The sequence below is a fragment of the Bradyrhizobium sp. BWA-3-5 genome, from assembly GCF_032917985.1.
In the GTDB taxonomy this organism is placed as follows: domain Bacteria; phylum Pseudomonadota; class Alphaproteobacteria; order Rhizobiales; family Xanthobacteraceae; genus Bradyrhizobium.
Window position 1 is genome coordinate 4,058,821 of sequence record NZ_CP136626.1, and the last position, 12,684, is coordinate 4,071,504.

Annotated in this window: 11 protein-coding genes; 2 read left to right on the forward strand and 9 right to left on the reverse strand. The window is 64.1% G+C overall.

Annotated elements, in window-relative coordinates; all coding sequences use genetic code 11:
• The first annotated feature begins 3 nt into the window (after nt 1-3).
• Entirely contained in the window at nt 4-1,044 is a 1,041-nt protein-coding gene (locus RX331_RS19580; RefSeq protein ID WP_317251557.1) for a cysteine synthase A, read from the forward strand.
• A 103-nt stretch (nt 1,045-1,147) separates the two neighbouring features.
• Here the strand turns inward: RX331_RS19580 and RX331_RS19585 are convergent, their stop codons facing one another.
• The 4 genes from RX331_RS19585 to RX331_RS19600 are packed head-to-tail and all read right to left on the reverse strand — an operon-like array spanning nt 1,148 to nt 5,655.
• Complete coding sequence (locus RX331_RS19585; RefSeq protein ID WP_057838241.1) at nt 1,148-1,891, reverse strand: amino acid ABC transporter ATP-binding protein; 744 nt, start codon at nt 1,889-1,891, stop codon at nt 1,148-1,150.
• A gap of 9 nt (nt 1,892-1,900) precedes the next feature.
• Nucleotides 1,901-3,412: an amino acid ABC transporter permease gene (locus tag RX331_RS19590; RefSeq protein ID WP_317251558.1), complete on the reverse strand. Its 1,512-nt coding sequence runs from the start codon at nt 3,410-3,412 to the stop codon at nt 1,901-1,903.
• Nucleotides 3,409-4,614, reverse strand: coding sequence for an amino acid ABC transporter permease (locus RX331_RS19595; RefSeq protein ID WP_317251559.1), 1,206 nt, complete (start codon nt 4,612-4,614; stop codon nt 3,409-3,411). Before RX331_RS19595 ends, RX331_RS19590 begins: the two co-directional genes overlap by 4 nt.
• Nucleotides 4,615-4,638: 24 nt before the next feature.
• Nucleotides 4,639-5,655 carry an amino acid ABC transporter substrate-binding protein gene (locus tag RX331_RS19600; protein ID WP_317251560.1) on the reverse strand — a complete coding sequence of 339 codons (1,017 nt, stop codon included), beginning with the start codon at nt 5,653-5,655 and terminating at the stop codon, nt 4,639-4,641.
• A gap of 341 nt (nt 5,656-5,996) precedes the next feature.
• On the opposite strand from RX331_RS19600, the gene metC reads away from it, so the two are divergent.
• Nucleotides 5,997-7,190 carry a cystathionine beta-lyase gene (gene metC / locus RX331_RS19605; protein WP_317251561.1) on the forward strand — a complete coding sequence of 398 codons (1,194 nt, stop codon included), beginning with the start codon at nt 5,997-5,999 and terminating at the stop codon, nt 7,188-7,190.
• A 126-nt stretch (nt 7,191-7,316) separates the two neighbouring features.
• Here metC and RX331_RS19610 read toward each other — a convergent pair whose 3' ends face one another.
• Genes RX331_RS19610 through RX331_RS19630 form a run of 5 tightly spaced genes read right to left on the reverse strand, consistent with a single transcriptional unit; the run spans nt 7,317 to nt 12,676 of the window.
• Nucleotides 7,317-8,348, reverse strand: a complete 1,032-nt coding sequence (locus tag RX331_RS19610; protein ID WP_317251562.1) for a 4-hydroxythreonine-4-phosphate dehydrogenase PdxA — start codon at nt 8,346-8,348, stop codon at nt 7,317-7,319.
• On the reverse strand, nt 8,345-9,871 hold the full coding sequence (locus RX331_RS19615) for a tripartite tricarboxylate transporter permease (RefSeq protein WP_317251563.1): 1,527 nt from the start codon (nt 9,869-9,871) through the stop codon (nt 8,345-8,347). Before RX331_RS19615 ends, RX331_RS19610 begins: the two co-directional genes overlap by 4 nt.
• Before the next feature lie 11 nt (nt 9,872-9,882).
• Nucleotides 9,883-10,365 (reverse strand): tripartite tricarboxylate transporter TctB family protein, encoded by a 483-nt coding sequence (locus RX331_RS19620; protein WP_317251564.1) that lies wholly within the window; start codon nt 10,363-10,365, stop codon nt 9,883-9,885.
• A gap of 13 nt (nt 10,366-10,378) precedes the next feature.
• Complete coding sequence (locus RX331_RS19625) at nt 10,379-11,371, reverse strand: Bug family tripartite tricarboxylate transporter substrate binding protein (RefSeq protein ID WP_317251565.1); 993 nt, start codon at nt 11,369-11,371, stop codon at nt 10,379-10,381.
• Between the two features lie 54 nt (nt 11,372-11,425).
• Nucleotides 11,426-12,676 carry a CoA transferase gene (locus tag RX331_RS19630; RefSeq protein WP_317251566.1) on the reverse strand — a complete coding sequence of 417 codons (1,251 nt, stop codon included), beginning with the start codon at nt 12,674-12,676 and terminating at the stop codon, nt 11,426-11,428.
• Nucleotides 12,677-12,684 lie beyond the last annotated feature (8 nt).

A 12,684-nucleotide genomic window follows, 5' to 3' on the forward strand; every position in this document is an offset into this window, starting at 1 on the left:
AATATGGCCTTCAACAAAGACGTCATCGAAGCGATCGGCAACACGCCCCTCATCAAGCTCAAGCGTGCATCTGAACTGACGGGTTGCACCATTCTTGGCAAAGCCGAATTCATGAATCCCGGCCAGTCGGTCAAGGACCGCGCCGGCAAATGGATGATCCTCGAGGCCGAGAAGCGCGGCGAGCTCAAGCCGGGCGGGCTGGTGGTGGAATCGACCGCCGGCAATACCGGCATTGGGCTCGCCGTCGTCGCCAGTGCCCGCGGCTACCGGACCTTGATCCTGATTCCAGAAACACAGAGCCAGGAAAAGAAAGACATGCTGCGGCTGTGCGGGGCCGAGCTTGTCGAGGTGCCGGCGCTGCCCTACGCCAATCCCAACAACTACCAGCATGTCGGGCGGCGGCTGGCCGCCCAGCTTCGCAAGACCGAGCCGAACGGCGTCTTGTTTGCCGACCAGTGGAACAATCTCGACAATGCGAAGGCGCATTACGAGTCCACGGGACCGGAGATCTGGGAGCAGACCGGCGGCAAGATCGACGGCTTCATCTGCTCGGTCGGCACCGGCGGAACGCTCGCCGGCACCAGCCGCTATCTGAAGGAAAAGCACCCCGGCATTATCAACGCATGCGCCGATCCGCACGGGTTTGCCATGTACGAGCTATTCAAGCACGGCAAGGCCAAATCGACCCCGGGCGACTCCATCACCGAGGGCATCGGGCTCGGCCGCGTCACGCCCGTCGTCGAGACCGCAAAGGTCGACGACGCTTTTCTGATTTCGGACGAGGAAGCCGTGAACGTGATCTACGAGTTGGTCGAGCACGAGGGCCTGTGCCTCGGCGGCTCGACCGGGGTCAACATAGCGGGTGCGATCCGGCTCGCCAAACAGCTCGGGCCCGGCAAGACCATTGTCACGATCCTCGCCGATTCCGGTGGCCGCTATCAATCAAAGCTGTTCAATCCGGCGTTCATGCGCTCCAAGAACCTGCCGGTGCCGACATGGCTGGAGAAGCGCCCCCGGATCGAGGTGCCGTTCGAGAAGGTGTGAGGCGGATTTCGTAGGGTGGGCAAAGCGCTCTTGCGCCGTGCCCACCATTTTCTCCCTATCGGCACTGCTGGTGGGCACGTGCTTTGCCCACCCTATCGCGCCATCAATGCCGCAAAATCTGGCTCAGGAACAGCTTCGTCCGCGCGTGCTGGGGATTGGCGAAGAACTCGTGCGGCGTGTTCGACTCGATCACCTGACCGGCATCCATGAATACGACGCGGTTGGCGACTTCGCGGGCAAATCCCATTTCGTGGGTGACGACCAGCATGGTCATGCCTTCCTTGGCGAGGTCGACCATGGTGTCGAGCACCTCCTTGACCATTTCGGGATCGAGCGCCGAGGTCGGCTCGTCGAACAGCATCACCTTCGGGTTCATGGTCAGGGCGCGGGCGATGGCGACGCGCTGCTGCTGACCGCCCGACATCTGGCCCGGATATTTGTTGGCCTGATGCGGGATCTTGACCCGCTCCAGGAATTTCATCGCGGTCGCCTCAGCATCCTTCTTGGGGATGTTGCGAACCCAGATCGGCGCCAGCGTGCAGTTCTCCAGCACGGTCAGATGCGGGAACAGATTGAAACTCTGGAACACCATGCCGACCTCGCGGCGTACCTCGTCGACCCGTTTCAGGTTCGGGCCGAGCTCGATGCCCTCGACCACGATCTGGCCTTCCTGGAATTCCTCCAGCGCGTTGATGCAGCGGATCAGCGTCGACTTGCCCGAGCCCGAGGGGCCGCAGATCACGATGCGCTCGCCCTTGGCGACATCGAGGTTGATGTCACGCAGCACGTGAAAGTCGCCGTACCACTTGTTGAGCGCGTTGATGCCGACGATCGAATTTGCGGTCATGTGATGTACTCAGTTGCGACGATGGGCGTTCAGCCGGTTCTCGACGAACAGCGAGTAACGCGACATGCCAAAGCAGAAGGCGAAGTAAATTATGCCGACGAATGCAAAGCCGGTAAACAGCGTCGTCGGCGTTGCCCAGTTCGGGTCGCTGAACGACGCCCGGAGCTGTCCGAGCAAATCGAACAGCGCGACGATCGAGACCAGCGAGGTGTCCTTGAACAGCGCGATGAAGCTGTTGACGAGACCGGGAATGACGTGGCGGAGCGCCTGCGGCATCACGATGAGCGCCGTCGTCTTAGCCCAGGAAAGACCGAGCGCGCTCGCCGCCTCCGCCTGCCCGCGCGGGATCGCCGCCAGGCCGCCGCGGATGACTTCGGCCTGATAGGCGCCGGCGAATAGCGCGATGCCGATCAACGCGCGCATCAACCCGTCGATGGTGAAGCCGGTCGGCACGAACAGCGGCAGCATGTAGGTCGCGAAGAACAGCACGGTGATCAAGGGAACGCCGCGCCAGAACTCGATGAAGGCAATCGAGAAAATCCGGATCAGCGGGATGGTCGAACGGCGGCCCAGCGCCAGCGCGATGCCGACCGGCATCGAGGCGACGATGCCGACGACCGACACCACCAGCGTCACCAAAAGCCCGCCCCACAGCCGCGTATCGACCTCGGGGAGACCACCTCGGTCCAGACCCATGATCTGGATGACGCCGGCGATCCCGACGAAAACCGCGAGATTGGTGGCGACGGAGCGGATGCTGCCGGTCAGCCAGAACAGCAGCGCCGACACGATCACAGCGGTCGCCGCAAGGTCGAGCCAGACCGGACCGCGGGAGCCCTGGATCTGGTCACGCAGCCAGGTCAACGGCAGAAGTATCCAGCTCACCAGCGTACTGAGCAGGACCAGCAGCTTGCCGATCACCCACAGCAGCGGGCCGATGACGGCCGTCGTCTCGCCGGAGACGACCAGCTTTCTGCCGCCCTCGCCGATGCTGTCGTTGAAGCCCGAAAGTAGCCCGGCCGTCCAGCTCACGCCGAAGCCGCCGAGCCCGCCGCCGCGCAGCAGAAAGAACGCAACGACCGGCAACGCCACGAAGAACAATAAGGCGTTCAGGCCCTTAGCCGGCAGCCGCGGAATCAGCAGCGGAATCAAGAGGATCGCCGCAAGAGCGAAAGTGAGATTGACGCGCCAGCGTTCCGGCTCCGGATAGAAGCCGTAGATGAACTGCGAGAACTTGGCCTGAATGAAGGGCCAGCAGGCGCCGACCACGTCGTTTGGATTTTTCGGCAGGCACGCAGTGCGGTCCTTGCCGATCCAGACCGCGTCGATGAACGCGAATTTCACGGCCGGAAAGACGATCACCCACAGCAGCAACAGGCTGACGATCGTGATCAGGATGTTGGTGGGTGAATTGAACAGGCGGGTGCGCAGGAAGCCGACGAAGCCCGTGGTCTTCACCGGCGCCGCCCGCTCCGGCACCAGCTCCTGGCGGACGAAATTGGATGCGGTCGTGTCGCTCATCCGCCCATGCTCCGGCTGATGCGCCATCCATAGAAACTCATGATCGCGCTGGTCACCAGCGAGATCAGGAGATAGACGCCCATGGTGATGCCGATGATTTCAATGGCCTGCCCGGTCTGGCTCAGCGTCGTGCCGGCGAACACCGAGACCAGGTCGGGATAGCCGATCGCGACCGCCAGCGAGGAGTTCTTGGTCAGGTTGAGGTACTGGTTGGTGAGCGGCGGCAGGATCACGCGCATCGCCTGCGGGATCACGATCAGCCGCAGCACCGAGCCGCGCTGCAGCCCAAGCGAGGAGCCGGCTTCCATCTGGCCCTTGTGCACGGAGAGAATGCCGGCGCGCACGATCTCGGCGATGAAGGCCGCGGTGTAGGTCGAAAGCGCGACCGTCAGCGCGACGAATTCGGGAATGAGGCGCGAGCCGCCGGCGAAGTTGAAGCCCCGGAGCACCGGCACCTCGAACGTGACCGGCTTGCCGAAGATCAGCACGCTGAGCAGCGGCAAGCCCATGATCATGCCAAGCGCATAGGGCCAGACCTTGATCACCCTGCCGCTTTGGAAGAGCTGGCGGCGCGCATATCGCCACAGCGCGATCGTGGCGACGATCGCCACCAGCAAAGCGACGACGAACGGCTCGAAGCCGGGCTCGCCGACCGGCCTCGGTACGATCAAGCCGCGATTGCTTAGAAAGATGCTGTCGAAGATCGAAACGCTCTGCCGCGGGTTGGGCAGCGCGGCGAGCACCGCCAGGTACCAGAACAGGATCTGGAACAGCACCGGCAGGTTGCGGATCAGCTCGACATAGCCGCCCGAGATCCGCGCCAGCAGCCAGTTCGGCGACAACCGGCCGAGCGCAACGAGAAATCCGATGATGGTGGCGAAGAAGATGCCGATCACCGAGACCAATAGCGTGTTGAGCAGGCCGACTACAAAGACGCGGGTGTAGGGGTCGGAGCCTGAATAGGAGATCAGGCTCTGGCTGACGTCAAAGCCGGCATTGTTGGCAAGGAAGCCGAAGCCCGCGGTGATGCGCTGTGCCTGCAAATTGGCGCGGGCATTGGCGACGATCTCATACGAGATCCAGGCGAGCGCGGCAACGAACAGGAGCTGGAGCACGAAGCCGCTCCAGCCCGCCCGCCCGCCGAGGGCCTTCTGCAGCCTCGGAAGCAGCTGCGACGGTGGTTTTCGGGGGTCGATGGCCATCGCCGCAGCCCCTCTCTTCGGCGCTTAGCGGATCGGCGGGGCGTACTGGATGCCGCCCTTGCTCCAGAGGTTGTTGAGGCCCCGGGCAATGCCGAGCTTGGAGCCGGAACCGACGTTGCGCTCGAACGACTCGCCGTAATTGCCGGTCGCCTTCACGATCCGCACCAGCCAGTCCTTGGTCAGGCCGAGCTGCTCGCCCAGATTGCCGTCGGTGCCCACGGCGCGCTTGACGTCGGGCTTGTCGGACTTGACCATCTCATCGATGTTCTTCTGAGTCATGCCGAGTTCCTCGGCGCTGACCATCCCGAAGAGCGTCCACTTCACGATGTCGAACCACTGGTCGTCGCCATGGCGGACCATCGGTCCGAGCGGCTCCTTCGAGATCACCTCGGGCAGCACGACGTGATCGGCGGGATTGGCGAGCTTCAGGCGCTCGGCATAGAGCTGGGACACGTCTGACGTGAACACGTCGCAGCGGCCGGATTCATAGGCCTTGACGGTTTCATCGGCGGTCGAGAACGCGATCACCTCATACTTCATGTTGTTGCCCTTGAAGTAGTCGGCAAGGTTCTGCTCGGTCGTGGTGCCGGTCTGCACGCAGACCGACGCGCTGTTCAGCTCCAGCGCCGAATTCACCTTCAGCGATTTCTTCACCAGAAAACCCTGGCCGTCATAATAGGTGACGCCGGTGAAGTTGGCACCCAGCGAGGTGTCGCGCGACAGCGTCCAGGTGGTGTTGCGGGACAGCACGTCGATTTCGCCGGATTGCAGCGCGGTGAAGCGGTCCTTGGCCGACAGCGGCACGAACTTGATCTTGGTCGCGTCGTTGAAGATGGCAGCGGCGATCGCCCGGCAGATGTCGACGTCGAGACCGGTCCAGTTGCCCTTATCATCCGGCGTCGAAAAGCCGGGCAGGCCCTGGCTGACGCCGCAAGACAGTTGGCCGCGGTCCTTGACCGTCTTGAGGGTTTGCGCCGAGGCGGCCTGGGCCGAAAGAGTTGCGACAGCGGCAAGGGTAACAACCAGAGATACGCGTTTCATGGGCTAGGCCTTTCAAGAGGTCGGGTCGTCCGGAGATCGTTTCTTAGGCAACGCTTGACGTTGCTGGGCCAACCCGCTGATCCCTCGCCTGAAAAGCGTCATCCTGACCGTGCATTTTGCGTGCCATACGGTCAGGTGCAGGATCGGATATCGCGGCAGGCCCCTCAACTTGCAGCGATTGTTTTGTTAGCCGCATCTCAGAACGACTGGCGAGCCGGGTCAAGGGGTTGACGGCCGACTTCTGTGTCTTGTTATTAACTTACCGGCCCCGACCCGCCGCCTGTCGGTGTTTTCGCCATCAAGTTGCGGCTGCGGCATAACGTCTTGGATAATGCAAACGCATGAGCTTTTCGAACGACGGCGCCTCGAATCCGCAAAACCCCGAAACCAGGCTGGTCACCGCCGGCCGTGACACCAAGGGCCAAAGGGGCTTTGTAAACCCTGCCGTGTACCACGGTTCGACCGTCCTCTATCCGACGGCCGAAGACCTGCATGCCCACCGCGCCGAATTCACCTACGGGCGCCACGGCTCGCCGACCACGCGGGCGCTGCAGGACGTCCTGATGTCGCTGGAGGGCCCGCAATGCGCCGGTGTCGGCCTTGCGCCATCCGGCCTTGCCGCCATCACCACCACCCTTCTCTCGGTGCTGAAGGCCGACGATCATCTGCTGGTGACCGACAACGTCTACCGGCCGTCGCGCAATTTCTGCAATGGCATGCTGTCGCGCTACGGCGTCGAGGTGACCTATTTCGATCCGCTGATCGGCGCCGGAATCGAAAAGCTGTTCAAGCCCAACACGAGGGCGGTGCTGGTCGAGACGCCCGGCTCGCAGTCGTTCGAGATGACCGACATCCCCGCCATTGCCGAAGTCGCGCATGCCAGGGACGCGCTCGTCATCGACGACAACACCTGGGCGACGCCGCTGTTTCACCGCTCGCTCGACCAGGGCGTCGACATCAGCATGCAGGCCGCGACCAAATATATCGGCGGCCATTCCGACATCATGTTCGGCACGATTTCGGCGAACGCAAAAGCCTGGCCGCTGATTGCCGAGGGCATCCGCCTGCTCGGGGTGTGTGCCGGTCCCGACGACGTCTTCCTGGCGCTGCGCGGCACCCGCACGTTACAGGTGCGGCTGGCGCAGCATCACCGCTCGGGCCTCGAAATGGCGCGCTGGCTCGCCGGCCGCCCGGAAGTCCTCGCGGTGTTGCATCCCGGGCTGGAGAGCCATCCAGGCCACGCGATCTGGAAGCGCGACTTCACCGGCGCCTCCGGCCTATTCAGCATTGTGCTGAAGCCGGTGCCACAGAAGGCCGTCGACGCCCTGCTCGATGAGGTCAAGCTGTTCGGCATGGGTTTTTCGTGGGGCGGTTTCGAAAGCCTCGTCGTCCCGTTTGACTGCAACGAATACCGGACCGCGACCAAATGGTCGCCGGGCGGCCCGACGCTGCGGTTCCACATCGGCCTGGAGAATGTCGAGGATCTCAAGGCCGACCTGGAGCGCGGGTTTGCGGCATTGAAGGCGGCGGTCTAAAGGTCGGCCTGGACCACCCGAAACAAAATATCGAAAACAACCCCATGCACAGTAGCCGGCAACGGCCGGCGCAGCAGACGGTCGACTGTCGACTGAATCCGACTCACCTCACTGTCGGCCGCTAGCTCACGCCGCCCGATTTCCCGCCTTGGCCGCGCCAGCCATCTCGGCTGCGAGCAGCACGGCTGCGCGGCTGGCACCGACCGAGGCGACGCCCTGGCCGGCGATGTCATAGGCCGTGCCGTGGGCCGGCGTGCAGATCGGAAACGGAAAACCGCCGAGGATCGTCACGCCGCGATCAAAGCCCATCAGCTTCATCGCGATCTGGCCCTGGTCGTGATACATCGTCAGCACGGCATCGAAGGCGCCATTCCTGGCGCGCAGGAACACGGTGTCGGCCGGGAACGGTCCTTCCGCGGCTATGCCTTCGGCCCGACCGGCCTTGACGGCGGGTTCGATCACGTCGATCTCCTCGTGGCCGAAATTGCCGCCGTCGCCGGCATGCGGGTTGAGCCCGGCGACCGCGATCCGCGGGTCGGCAAAGCCGGCTCGCCGCATGCAGGCATCGGTCAGTTTCAGCGCGCGATGAATACGTTCGACTGACAGGCGCGAGGCGACGTCCTTGAGCGGAATGTGTGAGGTGACGCGGGCATTCCAGAGCCCTTCGAGCACGTTGAATTCGCTGGCCGGGGTTTTCAGGCCGGCGATCTCGGCGGAGAAGGCGATCTCGTCGTCATACTCGGCGCGCGCGAGCCGCATCGCCTTCTTGTTGAACGGCGTGAAGCAGACGGCGTCGACCTGTCCGTCACGCGCCATCGTCAGCGCGCGACGATAATTCTCCAGTGCGAACGCGCCACCTGGCTGGCTGGCGACCCCCTGTGCGATTGTCGCGGGATCGAGATGGCCGAGGTCCATAAAGGCGGCGTCACTGCCGATTGTTCGAGGGTCCGCCGATGGCGATACATTCGGCAGGTTGCTCTCGATGCCGACCACCTGCGCGCCTTCATCGAACACGCGGCGGTCCCCGATCACGATCAGCCGTGCGCGCGAACGGATTTCCTCGAGACAGGTGAGTTTGGCGGTCAGCTCCGGGCTGATGCCGGCGGGGTCGCCCATCGCCAGCGCGATCACCGGCTTGCCGGGACTATGCAGGTTCATATGATCCTCACTTCTTCACGAGCGGTTTCGCCCGGTTTGCGCGATAGACGCACGAGCTGCAGGACGAGCGGAAGCAACAGCAGCGCCATCCCGGCCAGCACGAGCGTCGTCACCAGGGTGTTCGCAAAGAATATCCCGAGCGATCCCTTGGACATCAGCATGGCCTGCCGGAACGCGTCCTCGGCCTTGTCGCCGATCACGATCGCCAGCACCAGGGGCGCCAGCGGATAGTGCAGCTTCTTGAAGAGATAGCCGACCAGGCCGAAGCCGAGCATCAGGACGATGTCGAGATAGGAGTTCGAGACCGAATAGGCGCCGACGACGCAGATGATGACGATCAGCGGGGCAATGACGGCGAACGGAATGCGCATCAGGGCGGCAAACACCGGGACGGTGAGCAGCACGAGCGCGACCGCGACGATGTTGCCGACATACATCGAGGCGATCAGCCCCCAGACGAAATCCTTCTGGTCGACGAACAACATCGGTCCGGGATTCAATCCCCAGATCATCAGCCCGCCCATCATCACGGCAGCCGTCGCGGAGCCGGGAATGCCGAGCGAGAGCATCGGGAGCAGCGCGCTGGTGCCGGCAGCATGGTCGGCGGTCTCGGGCGCGACGATGCCCTCGGCCTCGCCTGTGCCGAACCGCGCGCCATTGCGCGAAAAGCGCTTGGCGATGCCATAGCTCATGAAGGAAGCTGCGGTCGGGCCGCCCGGGGTAATCCCCATCCAGCAGCCGATGGCGGCGCTGCGCAACAGCGCGACGCCATGGCCCGGCAGCCGGCCGAGCGCCCGGAACACTTCCTTCCAGTCTACCCGCGACGAGACCGCGCGGGCGGAAAACTCCTCCTCGACCGCGATCAGCAGCTCACCGATGCCGAACAGCCCCATCACGGCCACGACGAAGCTGACGCCCTTCACCAGCTCGTCGATCCCCATGGTGAGCCGCACGCTGCCGGAGACCGTATCGATGCCGATCGCCGCGATCGCAAACCCGATCGCGAGTGCCACCACCGTCTTGATCGGCGCTGCGCCGCCCATGCCGACGAAGCTGGCGAAGGCGAGGAAATAGACCGCAAAGTATTCCGGCGGCCCGAAGGCGAGCGCCACCTGGGCCACCCAGGAGGCCAGAAACGTAATTAGGATGACGCCGACCAGCGCCCCGAACGCCGCCGAGCCGAAGGCGGTGGCGAGCGCCGTCGTCGGCCGGCCGTCGCGCGCCATCGGATAGCCATCGAATGTGGTGGCGACCGAGGACGGTTCACCGGGGATGTTGAACAGGATCGACGTCACCGACCCGCCGAACAACGCACCCCAATACATGCTCGACAGCAGGATGATGGCCGACACCGGCTGCATGCCGAAAGTCAGCGGCAGCAGCAACGATACCCCGTTGGGTGCGCCGAGCCCCGGCAGCACGCCGACGAGAATGCCGAGCAGGACGCCGACCACCATCAGCGTCAGATGCGGAATGGTAACCGCGATAGTGAAGCCGTGCAGCAGCGATTGAAGGTTTTCCATCGCCCGCCCCTTCAGAAACCGAACGCCGCGCCGAGCGCGCCGTGCGGCAGCGACACCTGGAACATGCGCTCGAACACGACGTAGAGCGCAAGCGGCGTCGCCGCGGCGATGGCCAGCGCACGCAACACCGTCTGCCGCCGCGGTACCGCCAGGACGGCGAACACGTAACCGGCCGAGGCGAGATACATCCCGACCAGGGGAATAACCGCGACGAAAATCGCGGCCGGCACGAACAGCCCGGCGAGGCGGCGCAGTTCGGACGGCGTAATGGCTGTCCTGACGATGGCCAGCGTGCCGCGTCCGAGCGCGCCATGGGCAACGTTGTAGAGGCTGCCGAGCACGATGATGATGCCGGTCAGGAACGGAAAGGTGCCGGCATCGACCCCGGCGCTCGACCAGCCGATACCGTTGTCGAGGCTGGATATGACAACCACAGCGCCGAACGTTCCGGTCAGCGCCGCGGTGGCGATTTCGAGCGCGCGTCGGGATATCATCGCGTGGCCCGCCCTACTTCACCAGCCAGCCCTGCTCGCCCGCGACCTGCTTGATGTGTTCGAGATCCTGCTTGATGAAATCGGCGAACGCGGTGCCGGTCAGGAAGGTGTCAACCTGCGAGGTCTTCTCGATGTATTCCTTCCATTCGGGGGTTGCCTGCACCTTCTTCATGAGATCGACATAGAACGCCGCCTGCTCCGGGGTGACCTTGCCGGGCAGCCACACCGTGCGCGGCTGCTCGTACTGCGAAATCGGAAGCCCCTCTTCGACGCAGGTCGGCACGTCGCTCCAGCCTTCGGTCGCCGTGATCTTCGGCCCCTGCGGCAGCCGCTTCGGGCTGAACGCGCAGAGCGGGCGCTGCGTGCTGCCGCGCCATTGCCCGAGGCTCTCGGAGGGATTGTTGACGTGGGCATCGATATGCCCGCCGGCCAGTTGCACGGCGGCCTCCGCACCGCTCTTGAAGGGGATGTAGGTGAACTTGACCTTCGCCGCCTTCTCGATCATCCGCGTCAGCACCTCGTCGGTATCCTTGGACTGCGCGCCGCCCATCTTGAACTCAGACGCGGCGGCGGCCTTGAGGAAGTCGCCCGCGGTCTTGTAGGGCGCGTCCTGCTTCACCCACAGCAGAAACTCATCCTGCGCCATCGCGGCGATCGGGGTGAGATCGGTGTAGTTGAAGGCCACCTTGGAGACGAGCGGCTGCTGCCAGGCGTTCGAGGTGCCGAAGATCACCTTGTAGGGATCGCCGGCGGACGCCTTGCCGTATACATAGCCTTCCGCGCCGCTGCCGCCGCCCTTGTTGACGACCACCACCGGCTGCTCGGTCAGCTTGTACTTGGTGATGATGCTCTGCACGGCGCGCGCGAGATTGTCGGTGCCGCCGCCCGGCCCCGCGGTTGCGACGAACTCGATCGGCTTCTGCGGCTGCCAGGCCGCATGGGCCGGAATAGCGCCCACAAGCATGAACGCTGCCGCAGACAGCAGAAGTTTCGACGTGATCCTCATGGCTTCCTCCGGAGTGTCATTATTGTTGTTGTCGTTCTTATTGTCGTTTTCTCGTCAGGCGACCTGCTCCTTGCGGCCGGCGGCGGCAACGATCGCGCCTTCCCGCTCGAAGGCGTCGATCTGCGCCTGATCGAAACCGTGCTCGCGGAGCACCTCGCGCGTATGCTCGCCATAGACGGGCGCGCCTGAACGCACCTTGCCGGGCGTCGCCGAGAATTTGACCGGCAGCCCGATCGTCTTGACCGGTCCGAGCGTCGAATGTTCGACCTCGACCACCATGTCGCGCGCCAATGTCTGCGGATCGTTCAGCGCTTCCAGCATGTCATGAACGGGGCCGCAGGGCACGCCCTTCTCGTCCAGCGCCGCCAGCCAATGCGCCCGCGTCTCTTTGCGGAAGCGCGCGCTCAATTCGGCTTCGAGCTCCTTCAGGTTCGCCATGCGGTCGGAGCCGTTGACGAAGCGAGGGTCGGAAGCCAGCTCCGGTGCGCCGAGCGCCTCGAGCATCAACAACCAATGCTTCTTGTTGGCGCCGCCGACCACCAGCCAGCCATCGGACGCCTCAAACGCCTGATACGGCGCGTTGAGCGGATGGGCCGAGCCCATCGCACGCGGCGCCACGTTGCTGGCGAGCGCAATCGTCGATTGCCAATAGGTCTGAACCAGCGCCGCCTCGTAGAGCGAGGTCTCTACCCATTGCCCCTCCCCGGTCTTCAGCCGGTGCGAATAGGCGGCAAGGATGCCCATGCTGGCGAGCAGGCCGGCCGTGATATCAGATAGCGGCGGTCCGCATTTGACCGGCGGGCCGTCCGGCCGCTCGCCGGTAAAACTCATGATGCCGCTCATCGCCTGCGCAACCAGGTCGAAGCCGCGGCGATGCTTGTACGGGCCAGTGCGGCCGAAGCCGGACAGCGAGCAATAGATCAGCGCGGGAAAATCCCGGTGCAGTTCGTCATAGCCGAAGCCGAGCCGCTCCATCGCGCCCGGCGCGAAATTCTCGACCAGCACATCAGCGCCTGCGATCAGCCGCCGCAGCACTGCCTTGCCGCCCGCGGTCTTCAAATCGAGCACGATTCCCCGCTTGTTGCGGTTCATCATCAGGAAGGAAGCCGCCTCGTCACCGATCGTCGGCGGCACCGAGTGCCGCGTATCATCGCCGTTCGGCCATTTCTCGATCTTGATGACGTCGGCGCCCATGTCGGCGAGCATCAACGTGCAGGTCGGCCCCGCCATCACGTGGGTGAGATCGATGACCTTGAGGCCGGCGAGCGGCCCCGAACGTGGTGTCGAGTCGTTTTGAAGGGACATAAGGGCTC